Consider the following 16,894-nt stretch of genomic DNA (forward strand, 5'->3'; position numbering starts at 1 on the left):
CGGCCCGGAACGGGCCGGTCCGCCTGCGGTCGTTCACATGTCCAACACGATTCTCTCACCGCGCGTCCGCGATACACAGATCAGCATCGAGTCGCCACGCTCCGTATCCGTCAGCAGTTCGTCCCGGTGCTCGATCTCCCCTTCCAGGACCCGCTGTTGGCAGGTTCCGCAGAACCCCTGCTCGCAGGAGTACAGGGTGTCGGGCAGTTCCGCGCGCACGGCGGCGAGGACGGTGGAGTCGGCGGCGACGGTCACCGTACGTCCGCTGCGGCGCAGTTCGACCTCGAAGGAGCCGTTGCCCTCGCTCGACGTGTGCGCGGCGAACCGCTCCAGGTGGAGCGTCGCCCCGTCCGGCATGCGGGCCTCGACCGCCTCCATCAGCCCCCCCGGACCGCAGCAGTAGACCGCCGTGCCCTCGGGCAGGTCCGCCAGCAGTGCGTCGAGGTCCGGCCGCCCGTCCTCGTCCTCGGCGACGACGGTGACATGGCCGCCCCGCAGCTTCTCGATCTCCTCCAGGAACGGCATCGAGGCGCGCGTCCGTCCGCCGTACAGCAGCCGCCAGTCGGCGCGGTCCTGGACCGCCCGCAGCATCGGCAGGACCGGGGTGATCCCGATGCCGCCCACGACGAAGACGTACGCGGGTGCCGGCGCGAGGGCGAACCGGTTGCGCGGTCCGCGCACCTCGACCTCCATGCCCTCCCGGAGCCGCTCGTGCACCTCGCGCGACCCGCCCCGCCCGTCCTCGACCAGCCGTGTCGCGACGGTGTACGACGAGGTGTCCTCCGGGTCCCCGCAGAGCGAGTACTGCCGTACGAGCCCCGACGGCAGCACGAGATCGAGGTGGGCGCCGGGCTCCCAGCGCGGCAACTCGATTCCCTCCAGGCGCAGTTGTACGACGCCGTCGGCGACCCGCTCATGCCGGGCGACCCGCAGCCGCAGCGCCCGGGAGCGCGGCCGGCCGGAGACCGGCTCCTCCAGGGCGGGCAGCGGCCACAGCGGCGAGGCCTCGATGCGGCGGCGCATCGCACGCTTGACGAGCAGGGCCGCACCGGCGACGGCGACGACGGTCCGCAGCCGGGGCATCACACGGCCCCCTTCTCCGCGGCGGAAGCCGCCGTCGCGGCCGGGGAGGAGGCGAGATAGGCGACGGCCTGCTCGGTGGAGCCCTCCTGGGAGGGGTGATAGCCGCGGCTGAGATAGCGGGGGATGGACTTGAGCATGTCCGGCGTCGACGGCAGCACGCCCCGCTTCCCGCTCACATAGAAGTCCTTGAAGCTCGCCCTGCCCGCCGCGAGGGTCGGATCGTTCTCCATGAAGAACCGTGCCCCGCGCTGCCACAGGAAGACGAGCGCGGTGAACGCGGTCGCCCAGGTCCGCGCGCGCCGCCGGTAGCTCCCGTCGACATGCATGAACAGCTCGAACGCCACGGACCGGTGCTCGACCTCCTCCGCGCCGTGCCAGCGCAGCAGGTCCAGCATGGTCGGATCGGCGCCACGCCGGTCCAACTCCTGCGCGTTCAGCACCCAGTTGCCGAGGAAGGCGGTGTAGTGCTCGATCGCCGCGATGATCGCGACCCGCTCCATCAGCCACCACTTGCGGGCCTTGCCCGGCGGCAGCGTGCGGTCGCCGAGCAGCTTCTCGAAGAGCCAGTCGACCTGGGCGGTGTACGGCGTCGGGTCGAGCCCCAGCTCCTTGAGATGCGGCAGCACCTCGTCGTGCGCCTGCGAGTGCATCGCCTCCTGCCCGATGAACCCGATGACGTCCTCGCGCAGCCGGTCGTCCCGGATGTGGGGCAGCACCTGCTTGTACACATGCACGAACCAGCGCTCACCGGCCGGCAGCAGCAGATGCAGCACGTTGATGGTGTGCGTGGCGAACGGATCGCCCGGCACCCAGTGCAGCGGTGTGTCCTCCCAGGAGAACGACACCTTCCGCGCCTTGAGCGGTATCCGCTCGGTTTCGACGGGCCGGGGCAGCCGGGTCTGCTTGTTAGACATGCCGTCAATGTACTGACGGGTAAGTCCGTGGGGAACCCTCGTGCAGCAACGGACTCATGGGTCTCGTACGGAGCCGGACTCATGGATCTCGTACAGAGACGGACTCATGGATTCCGTACAACCAAAGCCATGGCACACGGGTCACTTACGCGCCAACCCGCACGAACTGCAACAGGAGACTCTGCCGTGCACCTGCCCCTCAGACGTGTCCTCGCCTGCGCCGCAACGGCGGCCCTGGCCATAGGCGGCCTCGCGGCGACCGCCGGCCACGCCGCCACGGCGGCCCCGGCCAAGCGGCTCGTGGACGACTTCAACGGCGACGGCTACGGCGACGTGGTCCTCGACCTGCGCCTGTACTCCACGTCCACACTCAACAAGAGCGGCGCCGTGACGGTGCTCTACGGCTCGGCGAGCGGCCTCAGCAGCACGCACCGCAAGCTGATCACCGAGAGCACCGCCGGGGTGCCCGGCACCGCCGAGTCCACCGACTGGTTCGGCACGGCCACCACGACCGGCGACTTCGACGGCGACGGCTACGCCGACCTGGCGGTCTCGGCCCCCGGCGAGGACTACACCGCCGGCGGCACCTCCTGGAAGGACGCCGGCCAGGTCAAGCTGATCTGGGGCGGCCCGAACGGCCTGACCTTCCACGGCGCCACGACCGTCAAGCTCGGCACCCCCGCGGTCCAGGGCCTGCTGGCCGGCAACGACCTCGCGTCCGGCGACTTCAACGGCGACGGCAAGCGCGACCTGGCCGTCGGCAACGGCCGCGGCGGCGAGGCCGGATCGGTGCTCCTCGGCCCGATCGACCGCACCGGCACGCCCGCGTCCCGCAAGCCGCTGGGCGTGGACACCGGCGAGCCCTCCTACGCCGACACCATGCTGGCGACTGGCGATGTGACCGGCGACGGCGTCACCGACCTGCTGGTGTCGTGGGACACCGGGACGCTGGACCCGACGAACAAGATCCATGTGCTGCGCGGCGGCGCCGCCGGCTTCACGGACGCCGGGTACCTCAAGGACTCCGCCGGCAACCCGCTCAACCACCGGCAGAGCGAGCGCCTGGCCGTCGGCGACCTGGACCGCGACGGCCACGACGACGTGGTCGTCCCGCAGCCCTTCGCCCTGGACCACAAGGGCGAGTTCCTCGTCGTCTACGGCGGGACCAATGGCCAGGACCCGAACCGTAAGCCGGTCCACTTCAGCCAGGACACACCCGGCGTGCCCGACACCAACTCCGACGTCGGATCCGACCACTTCGGCAAGCAGGTCACCGTCGGGGACGTCGACGCGGACGGCTACCCGGACGTGATCGCGACCAGCCCCGACGAGAACCACAGCAACCTGGCCGACCCCGGCAAGGTGACCGTCCTGCGCGGCGGCCCCGGCGGCCTGACCGGAAGCGGTGCCACCGCGTTCACCCAGAACACGCCCGGGGTGCCGGGCGAGGCCATCCGGTACGGCGGCTTCGGCACGAGCGCCAAGGCCACCGACGTCAACGGCGACGGTCGCGCCGACGCGCTGATCGGCGTGTTCACCGTCCACCCCGGAGGCGCGGACGGCTACACCGGCGGTCTGTGGGTGCTCCCCGGCAGCGCCACGGGCACCACGGCCACGGGCTCCAAGGCCTTCCCGCCGACCAGCCTCGGCTTCGCGGACACCAGCACGTTCGAGGTGGGCGCGTCCTTCAACCGCTGACGAACAGCTGGGCCTGAAGGCCGCGAGGCCCGCCCTCCGGGCGGACGACGGGAATGTGACGACAGGACCTAGCGCAGTCCGCTGATCTGCCTGCCGTCGCTCAGCGTCCCCTTCAGGCCCGCCTGTGCGCCCTGCTCGGCCCGTGCGGTCAGCAGGTTGCTCTGCGAGGCACCGCTCACTCCGCCTGTCGCCCGGATCGACTCGGTGTCCTGGCTGCCCGCCGCCAGCAGGTACCAGGACCCCGCCGCCGACTTCCACAGCACCCCGGCCAGCACATGCGGGTCGCGGGAGCCGCACGCCGGGGAGTTCTCGGCCTTCGCCGCGACCGCCCCGTACGTGCCGCCCGGGGTGCGGAACTGGGCGAGCACGCGGGTGCCGCCGCCCCGCCAGGTGTCGGCGCGGGTGCACACCCAGGCCGCGTTGCCGCTCGCGTCGGGCAGCGGCTGCTGGGCGAACTGCCAGGCGTTCACCGACCGCACACCCTGGGAGCGCACGGCGGCGAGGGAGCAGGCGAACGGCGACCAGGTCCGCAGGGCCTGCGCGCCGGACGCCTCGTGGGGCGCCGAGGGGCGGCCCGCGGTGAGGTGCGCCGGGGCCAGCTCGCCGAGGTCGGTCATCAGGCGGGTGCCCGAGTCGTCCTTCAGCTGGAGCACGTTCCACGACGTGCAGCTGCCGGCCTGCGTGGCCGGGCTGGCCAGCGGGGAGGTGACGCCGTCGGCCGAGAGGGTGAGGTCCATCGCGCCGGACGACGGCTTCATCAGGTCCCGCTCGGCGGCCTTCGTCACCCAGGGGGCCGTCAGATACCGCACGTTGCTGTCGGCCCGGCCCACGACCACCGCCTCCGCCTCGGCGCCGCCCGCCCCGTCGACGCGCGCGAAGTCGAGGGCCGCCCCGCTCGTGCCGTCCTTCGCCTCCGCGTACCGGGCGATGCGCAGACCGTCGTAGAGGAGCACCACGCGCGCCTGGTCGACCTCGCCCGCGTACAGCAGCTGCGGCGGTCCGGCCGGGGCGCCCGACGGGGTGCCGGGCGTCGCCGAGACCTGCACGGACTCGCCGGGCCGCGCCCATACGGCGAGCGCGCGCCGCAGCAGTGCGGTGTCGTGGACGAGGCTGCCGCGCGCGGGCCACACGGAGAAGTCGGTGCGTGCGGACGACTCCCAGGCCGTCGCCGCCACCCTGGTCAACTTGCCCGGATCCAGGGCGGCTTCGGCCGCCGGGTTCTGCGCGTACGAGGGTGCCGCGGCGCCGTCGGGGCCCCATCCGTCGCCGGGCAGACCGAGCAGCGCACCGCACACGGCCACGGCCGCGGTGGCGGCGAGCGCTGCCTTCATGTGCTGCCTGCGCCGCATGAGGTCGGTGGGCCGGGCGTGCAGCGAACACGGGTCGAACTCGGGGGAGTCGAGCAGGGCGTCCTGGGCCTCGACGCCACCGGCCTCCGCGAGCGCCGCGGCCGCGTCCTCGGCCCCCGCCGCCGTCAGCACCTTCCGTACGTTCGTGTCGGAGAGCTTCTCCAGACCGCGCAGCACATACGCGGCACGGGCGGGACCGGAGAGCGCCGACAGCCGCTGGTCCAGGGCGAGTTCGTCGGCGCCGCCCGAGCGCGGGAAGAGCCTGAGCCCCCACACCTGGGGCAGCAGCGGCGGCAGCTGGGACCGCTTGGGCCACGCCTTGCGTCGCAGCGGCAGGCCCGCCTCCAGGGCCGTACGCACCACTTGGAGGCGTACGAAGGCGTAGCCCGGGTCGCCGTCCCGGCCGCCGCCGGTCTGCTGGGCCGGGATGACCGACGCGTCACCCGACGTACGGCCCCGGGGCAGTGCGCGCTGGGTGAGCGCGTGCGCGGTCAGCACCCGCCGGTTGCGGCCGAGGCTCGGCGGCAGCACCAGATAGGCGAGCCGGACGAGTCGCGGATAGTGCTCGACGAGCGCGGCCTCCGCCTGCTCGACATCGACGACCGGTCCGGAGGAGGCGGGTGCGGGGCGCGGGGCGACATCCTGTGACTGCACGTTCAGCAAAACGAGCGAATCTTTGGATGGTCACGTTGGGGACCGGGGGCCCGGAGGGGGCGTATCCGCCTCCGGGCCCAGCGCTGGTCGAGTGAGGTTCGCCATCGACCGCTGTAGCTGTCGGCGGGCAGCTCGGCGGCGAGCGCGTCGATGTGGAACAGGGATCGATTGAGCGCGGGGCGCCCGGGAGCCGTATCGAAGGCAGAGCCCTCGCCGGGGCTCTCATCGGCGTGAGCGCCGACAGGTACCGGAGGAACGTATGAGGTTGACACGCGAGAAGCTTCTGGCCGGGGCGGCCGTGGCCCTGCTGATGCTCACCGGCTGCGGCGGCGGATCGGGCGACAAGGCGGCCACGACCGAGGACACGGTCCCCGCCACGGCGACCGGCAGCCTGGAGGACCTGGCGGCCGAGGTGAAGTGCACGCCGGACATCCAGACGGACGCCGACGAGATCCGCCAGGGCGTCTGCAAGATCAGTGACGGCAAGTTCATCCTGGCGACCTTCGCCACCGACCGCGGCCAGCGCGAGTGGCTCAACGGCGCCAAGGACTACGGCGGTTCGTACCTCGTCGGCGCCAAGTGGGTCGCGGTGGGAGACCAGAAGGTGGTCACGACGCTGCGCGGCCAGCTCGGCGGGACCGTGGAGGAGGGGGCCTCGCACCACTCGGGGAGTAGCGGTGGTGGGGGTACCGAGACCGCGCACTCCGGTCACCAGAGCGGCTGACCGCGCAGGACTTGGGGGTCTTTCAGAGGGCCTTTCAGGAGCGAAGAAAGCCGGTGGCGGGAAATCCCACCACCGGCTTTCTCAGTGGGTCAGTGCTACCTGCAGCGCTGGCCGTTGTTGATGCAGCTGACCACCTTGTTCATCGTGTTCACGTCGAAGACGTTGATGAAGTCGTCGTGGTCGGTTGCGGGCTTGTGCAGCTGTTCCGGGAATCCGTCCACCGCGTAGGCGTTCTTGACCTGCCCATTCTGGATGGTCGGCGCCGCGAAGTTGTAGACCAGGCGCATCGTCAGCTGCGGGATCGCCTTGAAGCCATTGGCGCAGTTGCCCTGGGCGTCGGCGAAGGCCACATGCGTACGGTGGTTGGCGCTGTCGATGTTCACGCCGTCCCAGCAGCTCTGGAACTTGAACGTGCGCACCACGCTGCTGCCCTGGGGGCAGATCGGGTACTGCGTCGTCAGCTGCACCTTGTTCTCGAAGCCGGTGCAGCTCCAGTGGGCGTTGGCGTTCGCGAGGCCGTTGGTCGTGGTCTTCGCGTCACCGGTGATGATCCGCAGGAACTTCGGCATCGCGACGACCTTGCTCTTCGGGTTACCGACGAACTTGATCTGCGCCTGCTTGACCGTCTTGATCGCGCCGACGTTGCCTTCCTTGCCACCGCCGTCGTTGTTCTGGTCGAAGTCCTGCGTACCGTTCTGGATACGCACGACCGGCCAGTAGTACGACGACTTGTCGCCCTGGTTCGCGCAGCTGGTCTGGGCCGCCGCGAACGTGTCGTTGTTGGCGAAGGCGTCGTTCGACTGGTTGCCCACGTAGTCGTGCAGGTGGTGCGCGCCGTTGGTGACACCGGGCGCCACGATCACGTTGTCGGTGTTGAACTTCTTGTTGGCGTTCACACCGCAGGAACTCGAGAACGTGCCGGCCGAGCCGCCGGCCTGAGTCCGTGCTTTCTGGGCCACATTCGGCTGGACCTTCGTGATGTCCACGAAGTCGGCCGCTACAGGGCCGTTTCCGGCCTGACCGCCAGTGCCCGCGGCGGGTGCGGAGGCCGAGGCCGAGGCGCTCGGGGCCGCGCTGGCCGTGGCGCCGCCATTGTTGTTCTGGCCCTGCCCATTGTTGTTCTGACCATTATTGTTCTGGCCGTTGTTGTTCTGACCTCCGGCATTGGTCTGGGCCTGGTCGGCGGTCGTTCCGGTACAGGCGGCAAGACCGTCCAGCGAGCCCGGAGCCGTGGCGCCGACCCGCTTGAAGTCGATCTTGATCCGGCCGATGACCGCGGTCCGCTTGTCCTTGAGCGGGCCCAGGATGGCGTTCTGGACGAAGCCGGCGTCGTTCGCCTGGGCCTGTCGTGTCGAGGCCAGCCGGGCGTACGCCTCGGTGATCTGCTTGTCGAGGGTCGCCAGCTCCGTGTCGACGCCCGACTTCGCGGCGCTCGGCACACTGGTCAGCTGCTGCCCGACATCGGGGCAGCTGATCGTGGCCACCTGAGCGGCGGCGGCCTTCGTGGTGTTGGGGGACGAGTTCTCCTCGTGTGCCGAGGCGTAGAAATTCGCCCAGATCAGTCCACCCCCGCCGATCGCGAGAGCTGCCGACGCGGCCACGGCGCGAACGGCCAGCGGCGAACGGCGTTTTCGTATGTTGCGTCCCATGGAACTCCTCTGACTTCCTTGCGGGGCAGCGAGGCGCCCGACAGGAGTGAAGCGGCTCCATTCCATACGCAGGGGGCGGGTGTGGTGTTCAGAAACCTTGGAGAATCTTAGAAGTTCGTGAGGTCATTTCCGGCACAATGGGCGCAGAAGCCCCCGTTTCCAAGGCAGTTGATCTCAGATTTCAGGTTTGGCGGGCGCTTTTGACTGAAATTCAGCGGTGGCCCTGATCCAAATAGGCGAGCACCGCGAGGACGCGTCGGTTGTCGTCGTCGGAGACCTCCAGGCCCAGCTTGGCGAAGATGTTGGAGGTGTGCTTCGCGATCGCCCGTTCCGTGACCACGAGTTGACCCGCGATCGCGGCGTTCGACCGTCCCTGCGCCATCAGTTCGAGCACCTCCAGCTCACGCGGGGTGAGCCGCCCGAGCGGCTGGTCGCCGACGGATCGCCGGGACAGCAGCTGCTGAATCACCTGCGGATCCATGGCCGTCCCGCCCGCCGCGACCCGCCGCACGGCATCAATGAACTGCTCCGCGTCGAACACCCGGTCCTTGAGCAGATAGCCGACCCCGCCCGTGCCGTCGGCGAGCAACTCCCGCGCGTACAACTGCTCCACGTGCTGCGACAGCACGAGCACCGGCAGCCCCGGCCTGTCGCGGCGGGCCTGAAGCGCGCACTGCAGCCCCTCATCGGTGTGCGAGGGCGGCAGCCGTACGTCGACCACGGCGACGTCCGGCTCCAACTCGGCCAGAGCGCGGCTGAGTTCGGGCCCGCTCTCGACGGCCGCGGCGATCTCGAAGTCGTAGGCCTCCAGCATCCGTACGAGCCCGTCGCGGAGCAGGAACAGGTCTTCGGCTAGGACAACGCGCAAGGGATCTCCATGGTGACCATGGTGGGACCGCCCGCGGGGCTGCTGACGGCCAGGACGCCGTCGAATGTACCGAGTCGCCGCTCGACTCCGGGCAGGCCCGAACCCGCGCCGATCCGCGCGCCGCCGCGCCCGTTGTCGGTCACGGCCACGCGCAGCAAGCCGTCCGCGTGGTGCAGATCGACCCAGACGCGGTCCGCGCCGGAGTGCTTGACCGCGTTGGTCAGCACCTCGCTGACCGCGAAGTACGCGGCGGACTCGACGGGCGCGTCGGCACGGCCGTCCAGGTCGACCTCCACCTCGGTCACGAGGGGCAGCCGCAGCGCCAACGCCCGTACGGCGTCGCCGAGTCCGCGCTCCGCGAGTACTGGGGGATGGATGCCCCGCACGAGATCCCGCAGCTCGGTGAGGGCGTCGGCGGAGGACTTCCGCGCCTGGGCGAGAAGTTCCCTGGCCTTGGCCGGATCCTTCTCGATCAACCCCTCCACGGTCCCCAGATCCATCCCCATCGCGACCAGCCGCGCCTGCGCTCCGTCGTGCAAGTCCCGCTCGATGCGCCGCAGTTCGGCCGCCGACGTGTCCACGGCATCACGCCGGGTCTCGGTCAGCACCCGCACCCGCTCGGCGAGTTCGCCCTCACCGGGGGCGAGGACCGACCGGGTGAGCTGGAAGTGGAAGCGGAGGAGGAGCGGGGCGAGGGAGAAGGCGGCAACGAGGAGTACGGCGGCGAGCGCGCCCGCGAGGAGGGCGCTGCCCTGTCCCGAGACGGGCACGAACCCGTACCACCACCCCACATGGCTCCCGTCCGTGAACACCCGCCACAGTCCGAGCGCGAGCGCGAACCCTTCCACGGGGTAGAACACCAGCGCGGCGGGCAGCACCGCGGTGACGAATCCGGCGGTCATGTCGACCAGCAGCCAGCCCAGGTCCCGCCATGTCGCCGGGTCCCCGAGCATCAGGAAACACCGTGACCATGGGGTGGCGCCCTCGGGCACGGGACGGTACGCGGCCGGAATCCTCACCCCGCACCACTCGGCGGCGACTATTCGGCGGGCGTTCGCGAAGGCGCGTACGCCGGTCAACACCCGAGGGGTTGTGACGATTCCGATGCCGAGCGGTACGAGGACGATCGACACGACGGCCAGCACGAACAGGGTGATCGAGCCGGCCAGCCCCGTGACGGCGAGGGTGAGCCCGCGCGCCCCCGCCACGACGACCTCCCGCGCCCGCGCCCGCATCTCGCTGCCCTGCGTCGTCTCCATGCCCCTCAGTCTCGCGGACCCGCCGGGCGGGGTCACTGGGCCAGACACCCCGGGCGGGGGTGGTGCCAGCAGCACCCCCTGACGGCTCGTGGGGCGGAGCGTCCCATCCCTGGGGGCTGCGCCCCCAGACCCCCCTAAAAGATTGCGCAGTTCCCCGCGCCCCTTTCAGGGGCGCGGGGAACTGCGCAATCTTTTGGACCAGCCCCCACCCACCCGCAGCCGAAGAACCCGCCTACGGGGTCTGGGGCGGAGCCCCAGAAGGATGGGACGGGTAGGGGCGGCGGGGGCGAAGAAGGCCCACGGTCACAGGCCGAGCAGCGTTGCCTCCACCGTGGGGTCCAGACCCACGTCCGGTCGGTCGGGCCGCTGGGGTGCCACCCCGTTGACACCTTGGAGCCAGCTCCAGGTGTCCGCCACGGTCTCCAGGACAGGCCGGCACCGGAGCCCGGCACCCAGGGCAAGGGAGACATCCGCCGTGTGGATCCCGTCATGGAGGTCACTCCCGGCCGGCACCCACACCGGCAACTGCACCCACGGTTCGATACCGGCGCCGAGGATGACGGCGGCATCGGTCCACCGGAGATCCACCCGGGCCCCAGTGACCTGAACGCACGCGTCGAGGAGACCCCCCATCGTCGTATGCCCCGGCGGCCCGACGAGGTTGTACGCCCCGCTCTGCCCCGCCTCCACCGCCCCGAGCACCCACTCGGCGAGATCACGGACATCGATGTACTGGAGCGGCAGATCACGGGGCCCGGGCGCGAGCACGGGACCACCGCGCGCGATCCGGTTCAGCCACCACGGCAGTCGCCCGATGTTCTCGTACGGCCCGAGGATCAACCCGGATCGCACGAGCAACGAGCCCTCCGTGCCGAAGGAGTCGAGCACGGCCAGCTCCCCGCCCCGCTTGTCCCGCGCGTAGTCGGTCTGCTCCGCACCCGCGGCGGCCCCCTCCACGAGGGGCGTGTCCTCGGTGTACCCGGCGGCCCGCGGCCACGCGTACACGGAAGTGCTCGACACATACACGTAGCGGGAAACCCGGCCGGCCAGCAGCCGTGCCGCCTCCCGGACGGCCCGCGGCGCCGCCGACCAGGTGTCGACGACGACATCCCACTCACCTTCGGCAAGCGCCGCGAGCCCGTCGGGCGTGGTGCGGTCGCCGTGCAACGACCGGACACCGGCGGGCGGTTCGTGCCGTCCTCGGTGGAAGACGGTCACGTCCCAGCCCCGGCCGAGCGCCGCCTCCACGACGGCCCGCCCCGCGAACTCGGTACCGCCGAGCATCAGAAGTCTCCGTGTCATGAGGATGACTCTGCACGGACCTCCCGCCGGACGGAACGGGAATCTGCTGACAGAAGATCCGCCGGAGCGAGACCACTGTCAGCGGCGGCGGTCGGTCAATGGGTCAACGGCCCGTCGGCGGCGTGTACTTGTACCCCACCCGCCGCACGGTCTGGATCGCCTGCCGGTGCTGCGCCCCGAGCTTGCGCCGTACCCGCGCGATGTGGACGTCGACGGTCCGTCCGTCGCCCACATGTCCGTAGCCCCACACCGTGGTGACCAGCTGATCGCGGGTGTGCACCCGGTGCGGGTGCGCGACGAGGTGCGCCAGCAGCTCGAACTCCAGGTAGGTGAGGTCGAGCGGCTTCCCGTCGACCTCGGCGGTGCGCTGCACGGTGTCGATACGCACGAGCGGGTCGTCACCGGCGGCGGCCGACGGCTCGGGCCGGTCCGGGACGGCGACCGGCAGCGCGGGCTGCTGGTCGGCCGGGACGAGGACCAGGTAGCCGATCATCGGGGGCTGCCCCGGCAGTACGGGCAGGGTGTGCGGGGGAGCGGGCAGCCAGGTGGCGCCGGGCGGCAGGAAGTCGGCGACGTCGACCACCTCGTCCCGGTCGACGGCACGCAATCGGTGCCGTGCCGGGGAGGCGGACGGGGCCGGGGAAGGAGCGGTTGCGACGGAGGAGAAGGAACGAGTGGTCGCCATGAGAGGTCAGCTCTTTCGCGCGAGGAGTTCGTCGGGAAGGTCGACGGCCGCGAGTTCGTGGTCGGGGTCGTCGAGGACGTACGTCGTGCGCGCTGGCCGAAGGCCGGGGTGTACGGCTTTAGAGGGCCGGCGCGTTCATCGCGCGGCAACACACCCGGTCGAAGTCATGGTGCTGACGGGAAGGCCAGAAGGGCTCGAGGTCATGGCGACCCGTCGCGGTGTACTTCTGGAAGCTGGCCATGGCCCCATTGAAGCAGAACCCGGAGCCGGGCAGGAGAGTCCTCTCAAGGGTCGGACGCCTCCTTGACGTGAACTTGACGTTGCGTCTCCTTATCCGACCAGGCGTTTGTGCCATGTCAGAGGCGTCATCGTGATCGCGCTGTCCGCCGAACCGTCCCACTCCGTGGACAACCCGGCCGCGGTGAGCGCCGCGACGACCTCGCGTCCGACCGCCGCCGTGGTCTCGGCCGAGCCGTCGAACCCGCCGTACAGCAGCGTCAGCCCGTGCCCGGCGGCCGCGCTCTCCGTGCACTGCGAGTGGAAGTAGACGAACCCGCGTGCGTCTTCACGGCGTTCGCCCGCTATTTCGGCCGTGCCGCAGCTGCGGCAGCAGGTGAAGTTCTCGCGCGCGGTGATGCCGGCCGCGTCGAGCGCCTCGAAGGCCTCGGTGAGGCGCTCGGGCTCGGTGACCCCCTCCCAGGTCGCCTGCTCGGCCAGCCGCTCCAGCCACAGCCGGTCCACGATCTGCCGGGCCTGCGGCTTGGACACGGGCCGGTGGTCGCCGTCGACCAGGAAGTCCTCGGCGTCCTCCGTGAGCCGGGCCCGGTCGTCGTACCCGCAGCGCAGCAGCCCCCGTACGCGCTCCTCGACCTCTTCGCGGATGTCGGCCGGCAGCTCGGGCACCTCCTCGGGGGAGTCGGCCTCGACCGGCTCCCAGTCGATCCCCGCGTCCCAGCCGTCGTCCCGCCGCACCCAGCCCACCATGGTGTCCGCGACCCGGCCGGGGTCGGTGAGCACCGTCCCGAAGAAGTGCTCGCGACCCTCCCGGTACTCCAGTTGATAGTCCCGGCCCTGCTCGTGCCACACCTGGACGAAGACATCAGGGATGTCCGGTATCCGCTGCACGACCAGGTAGCGGTCGTCGTCACCACCGATCCGGTGCACCAGCCCGCGCAGCTGCTCAGCGGAAATCCGAGCGTGCTTCTGCCAGTTCTCCGTCTCGACCTTGATGGCGAGGAACTCGTCGATCTCCATGCCCGAACCATGGCACGCACCACTGACAACGGGATCAGCCGTCGACCTCGCCGACTCCGTCGGTCTCCGTCCCCATGGCAGCGCACGATACGCAGAAGGGGCGCCCGCCAAGACGGCGGGCGCCCCTTCCGGGAGCTGCGGTACGGATCGCGTACGTGTCAGACGCGTATCACGTGCGCATCACGTACGGATCAGGCGCGGATCAGACCTGGCCGGCCTTCTCCAGGGCGGAGCAGCAGGTGTCGACGAGCAGACGCGTCACCACGTACGGGTCGACGTTGGCGTTCGGACGGCGGTCCTCGATGTAGCCCTTGCCGTCCTTCTCGACCTGCCACGGGATACGGACCGAGGCGCCGCGGTTGGAGACGCCGTACGAGTACTCGTTCCACGGGGCGGTCTCGTGCAGGCCGGTCAGGCGGTCGTCGATGCCCGCGCCGTAGTTCTTGACGTGGTCCATCGGCTTGGAGCCCTCGCCCAGCGACTCGCACGCGGTGATGATCGCGTCGTAGCCCTCGCGCATCGCCTTCGTGGAGAAGTTGGTGTGCGCGCCCGCGCCGTTCCAGTCACCCTTCACCGGCTTCGGGTCCAGCGTCGCGGAGACACCGAAGTCCTCGGCGGTGCGGTAGAGCAGCCAGCGGGCGACCCACAGCTGGTCGGAGACCTCCAGCGGCGCCAGCGGGCCGACCTGGAACTCCCACTGGCCGGGCATGACCTCGGCGTTGATGCCGGAGATGCCCAGACCCGCCTTGAGGCAGTTCTCCAGGTGCGCCTCGACGACGTCACGGCCGAAGATCTCGTCCGAGCCGACACCGCAGTAGTAGCCGCCCTGCGCGGCCGGGAAGCCGCCCTCGGGGAAGCCGAGCGGGCGCGAGCCCTTGAAGAAGGTGTACTCCTGCTCGATGCCGAAGATCGGCTCCTGGGCGCCGAACTTCTCCTCGATCTCGGCGAGCGCGGCACGCGTGTTGGACTCGTGCGGCGTCATGTCGATGTTCAGGACCTCGCACATGACGAGGACGTCGTCGCCGCCGCGGATCGGGTCCGGGTACGTGGCGACCGGCTTGAGTACGCGGTCCGAGGCGTGACCCTCGGCCTGGTTCGTGGAGGAACCGTCGAAGCCCCAGATCGGCAGCTCGGCGCCCTTGGCGTCGTCGGCCAGTATCTTCGTCTTGGAACGGAGCTTGGCCGTCGGCTCGGTGCCGTCGATCCAGATGTACTCAGCCTTGAAGGTCACGGGCCACATCCTTCGGGGTGGGTCTTTAGGCGCACTTGCGGGTGCTGCGGCGCTGCGGCACTGGGGCGCCGCTGGGGATGCCCGGCAGCCTGTCAACAGGCGATTTCCCGATCATTGCCCGAATGTGAACCCCGTGTTACCTGGGCTGTGTGTGCGCGTTATCACTCGCCGCCGCCCGACCGCGGTGTTCGCAACCGCGATCGGGGGCCCCATCGCTCCTTCCGCCCCCGGGCATGAAGACTCCTGTTCGTCTCGTATGCGATGGGGGTGAGCGCGATCTGGGCGAACCCTCCCCTTTCGCGAACCGGACGCCGGGCCGTGCGGGCACCGGACGTGCAGAGGGTCCTGCTGCTTCTGGCCGGAAGCAGCAGGACCCCGATGAAGCGGTCAAGCGATGAAGCGGTCAAGCGGTCAAGCGGTCAAGCGGTCAGTTGGTCGCTCGGTCACTTGATCAATGACTGAAGCGGCCGACCGTCACCCCACCTTCTCGATACGGGCCCTGCGGATCAGGAACTTGCCGGGCTCCCGGACCTGTTCGAACGCCGCGTTGTTCAGCAGGACGCAGCTGCCGGAGACCGAAGTGACCTGCACGGTCGTGGACTTGTTGTTGTCCAGGTTCGTGACCTTGAGCTTCGTCCCGGCCGGGAACTGGTTGCTGGACGCCGCCGGGGCGCCGCCCTCACCGGAGAGCGTGACGGTCGAACCGGTGCAGACCTGCTGACCGGTGGCCGCGCCGCCGCCGTTGTTCGCCGGGGCGGTCTGCGCGGGCGCGGACTGCGCCGGAGCGCTCTGTGCGGGATCCGACTGCGCCGGCTGCGTGGCGGCCTGGGAGTCCTGAGCCGACTCCCCGACCGCGCAGCCCGACGCCTTCTGCTGAACCTTGATCTGCGCGATGACGGCCTCGCGGTTGCTGATCCGGGCCGCCGACTGGGCGTCCGGGTTGGCCCGTTGGCCGTCGATGAACTTCTGGTTGTTGCCGAGCGCGGTGGCCAGGCCCTGGCAGACCGTCGAGCTCTGCGCGTTCTGTACCGACGCCGCGTTCGAGGTGGCGGCCATGGCGAAGGCCCCGCCTCCGGCCACGGCCGCGGCGCTGACCAGCAGTGCGATCTTCTTCTTGGTGCTGAGAGTTCTCCTACGCGACATGTGCGCCTCCTGGGTGCGGGGGGAGCGTTACGCCGCTAGGTACGAGATACCGAACGAGGTTACTCAACGGTTACAGGAGTCACTGAAGTAACGTAGGTCACACGTGAGTTGGCGACGGCCCGTGGATCAGCGTGGGGATCGGCAGGGGAAGGGGTACGGGAATCAGCGGGACAAAGCGTCCCGTACCGCCTCATCGGTGCGCGCCACGACCGCCGTCCCGTCGTCCGCGGTGATGATCGGCCGCTGGATGAGCTTGGGATGCTCGGACAGCGCCTTGATCCACCGCTCCCGCGAACCGGCGTCCCGGCCCCACTCCTTCACCCCCAGCTCCTTGGCGACGGCCTCCTGGGTCCGCGTGATGTCCCACGGTTCGAGCCCGAGCCGATCGAGTACGTCGCGGATCTCGTCCTCGGTCGGTACGTCCTCCAGGTAGCGGCGGACGGTGTAGTCGGCGCCCTCCGCGTCGAGCAGGCTGATGGCGCCACGGCACTTCGAACAGGCCGGATTGATCCAGATCTCCATGCCGCACACGTTACGCGAGACCCCTTGTTCCGCTGGTGTCACGGCACCCCCAAAGGCCTTGTGGCCAGCGGCTTTTGTCAGTGGTCGGCGGTAGAATAGAAGCAGTGTTCGAGGGTGCCGCCGGGGGGTCCGGACGGTTCCCTGACCGCGACAGGAGGATGCCTGTGCCCGCTGCCGCACTGAAGCCGCTGCCCACCCAGTCCACGTCCAAGAGGGCGGTTCTGCTGGAGCTGCCGTACGAGCCCGTGGAGAAGCGCCCGCTGCCGCCGGGGCGTCCTCGCGACTGGTACGTCACGCACAACCGCCGCCTCAAGGCGATGCGCCTCGCGATCGCCTTGCTCGACTCCGGTGTCTACATGCCGAACCAGGCCCGCAACGAGAAGATACGCAGCACCGCGCAACTCATCGGCGTCCACCCGCCGTCGGACACCACGTGCCACATGGTCCGCGCCCTGATGAGGTACGCCCGCTGAAATGATTCCGCAGTTCCCCGCGCCCCTGAAAGGGGCGCGGGGAACTGCGCGAGCAACCCCCACCGCCCCGCACCCGACGAACCACC

At 70.2% G+C, this 16,894-nt stretch carries 15 protein-coding genes; 3 read left to right on the forward strand and 12 right to left on the reverse strand.

Features of this window, described 5'->3' with window-relative positions; genetic code table 11:
* Positions 1-33: 33 nt before the first annotated feature.
* Positions 34-1,083, reverse strand: a complete 1,050-nt coding sequence (locus OIC96_RS34705) for a PDR/VanB family oxidoreductase (RefSeq protein WP_330304055.1) — start codon at positions 1,081-1,083, stop codon at positions 34-36.
* Positions 1,083-1,997, reverse strand: a complete 915-nt coding sequence (locus OIC96_RS34710) for a metal-dependent hydrolase (RefSeq protein ID WP_330304054.1) — start codon at positions 1,995-1,997, stop codon at positions 1,083-1,085. The genes OIC96_RS34705 and OIC96_RS34710 overlap by 1 nt, the downstream gene beginning before the upstream one ends.
* Positions 1,998-2,183: 186 nt before the next feature.
* On the opposite strand from OIC96_RS34710, the gene OIC96_RS34715 reads away from it, so the two are divergent.
* Positions 2,184-3,695 carry an FG-GAP-like repeat-containing protein gene (locus tag OIC96_RS34715; RefSeq protein WP_330304053.1) on the forward strand — a complete coding sequence of 504 codons (1,512 nt, stop codon included), beginning with the start codon at positions 2,184-2,186 and terminating at the stop codon, positions 3,693-3,695.
* Positions 3,696-3,763: 68 nt separating this feature from the next.
* Here OIC96_RS34715 and OIC96_RS34720 read toward each other — a convergent pair whose 3' ends face one another.
* Entirely contained in the window at positions 3,764-5,698 is a 1,935-nt protein-coding gene (locus OIC96_RS34720; RefSeq protein ID WP_330304052.1) for a hypothetical protein, read from the reverse strand.
* Between the two features lie 259 nt (positions 5,699-5,957).
* Here OIC96_RS34720 and OIC96_RS34725 point away from each other — a divergent pair, with 259 nt between their 5' ends.
* Complete coding sequence (locus OIC96_RS34725; RefSeq protein WP_330304051.1) at positions 5,958-6,422, forward strand: hypothetical protein; 465 nt, start codon at positions 5,958-5,960, stop codon at positions 6,420-6,422.
* A 95-nt stretch (positions 6,423-6,517) separates the two neighbouring features.
* On the opposite strand, the gene OIC96_RS34730 is transcribed toward OIC96_RS34725, so the two are convergent.
* From OIC96_RS34730 to OIC96_RS34770, 9 genes are all read right to left on the reverse strand, one after another.
* Positions 6,518-8,071 (reverse strand): DUF1996 domain-containing protein, encoded by a 1,554-nt coding sequence (locus OIC96_RS34730; protein ID WP_330304050.1) that lies wholly within the window; start codon positions 8,069-8,071, stop codon positions 6,518-6,520.
* A gap of 211 nt (positions 8,072-8,282) precedes the next feature.
* Entirely contained in the window at positions 8,283-8,939 is a 657-nt protein-coding gene (locus OIC96_RS34735) for a response regulator transcription factor (protein ID WP_330304049.1), read from the reverse strand.
* Positions 8,924-10,198, reverse strand: a complete 1,275-nt coding sequence (locus OIC96_RS34740) for a sensor histidine kinase (protein WP_330304048.1) — start codon at positions 10,196-10,198, stop codon at positions 8,924-8,926. Before OIC96_RS34740 ends, OIC96_RS34735 begins: the two co-directional genes overlap by 16 nt.
* Positions 10,199-10,501: 303 nt before the next feature.
* Positions 10,502-11,482 carry an NAD-dependent epimerase/dehydratase family protein gene (locus OIC96_RS34745; protein ID WP_330310065.1) on the reverse strand — a complete coding sequence of 327 codons (981 nt, stop codon included), beginning with the start codon at positions 11,480-11,482 and terminating at the stop codon, positions 10,502-10,504.
* A gap of 121 nt (positions 11,483-11,603) precedes the next feature.
* Positions 11,604-12,185: a winged helix-turn-helix domain-containing protein gene (locus tag OIC96_RS34750; RefSeq protein ID WP_330304047.1), complete on the reverse strand. Its 582-nt coding sequence runs from the start codon at positions 12,183-12,185 to the stop codon at positions 11,604-11,606.
* Positions 12,186-12,515: 330 nt separating this feature from the next.
* Positions 12,516-13,439, reverse strand: coding sequence for a DUF6891 domain-containing protein (locus OIC96_RS34755; RefSeq protein ID WP_330304046.1), 924 nt, complete (start codon positions 13,437-13,439; stop codon positions 12,516-12,518).
* Positions 13,440-13,641: 202 nt separating this feature from the next.
* Entirely contained in the window at positions 13,642-14,670 is a 1,029-nt protein-coding gene (gene glnII / locus OIC96_RS34760; protein ID WP_330304045.1) for a glutamine synthetase, read from the reverse strand.
* A gap of 474 nt (positions 14,671-15,144) precedes the next feature.
* Positions 15,145-15,813 carry a hypothetical protein gene (locus OIC96_RS34765; RefSeq protein WP_330304044.1) on the reverse strand — a complete coding sequence of 223 codons (669 nt, stop codon included), beginning with the start codon at positions 15,811-15,813 and terminating at the stop codon, positions 15,145-15,147.
* 162 nt (positions 15,814-15,975) lie between these two features.
* Positions 15,976-16,335, reverse strand: coding sequence for an arsenate reductase family protein (locus tag OIC96_RS34770; RefSeq protein ID WP_330304043.1), 360 nt, complete (start codon positions 16,333-16,335; stop codon positions 15,976-15,978).
* A gap of 164 nt (positions 16,336-16,499) precedes the next feature.
* Here OIC96_RS34770 and OIC96_RS34775 point away from each other — a divergent pair, with 164 nt between their 5' ends.
* A complete protein-coding gene (locus tag OIC96_RS34775; RefSeq protein ID WP_330304042.1) occupies positions 16,500-16,808 on the forward strand; it encodes a hypothetical protein in 309 nt (102 codons plus the stop codon).
* Positions 16,809-16,894: the final 86 nt, after the last annotated feature.

The organism is Streptomyces sp. NBC_00775 (assembly GCF_036347135.1).
Taxonomy (GTDB): domain Bacteria; phylum Actinomycetota; class Actinomycetes; order Streptomycetales; family Streptomycetaceae; genus Streptomyces; species Streptomyces lutosisoli.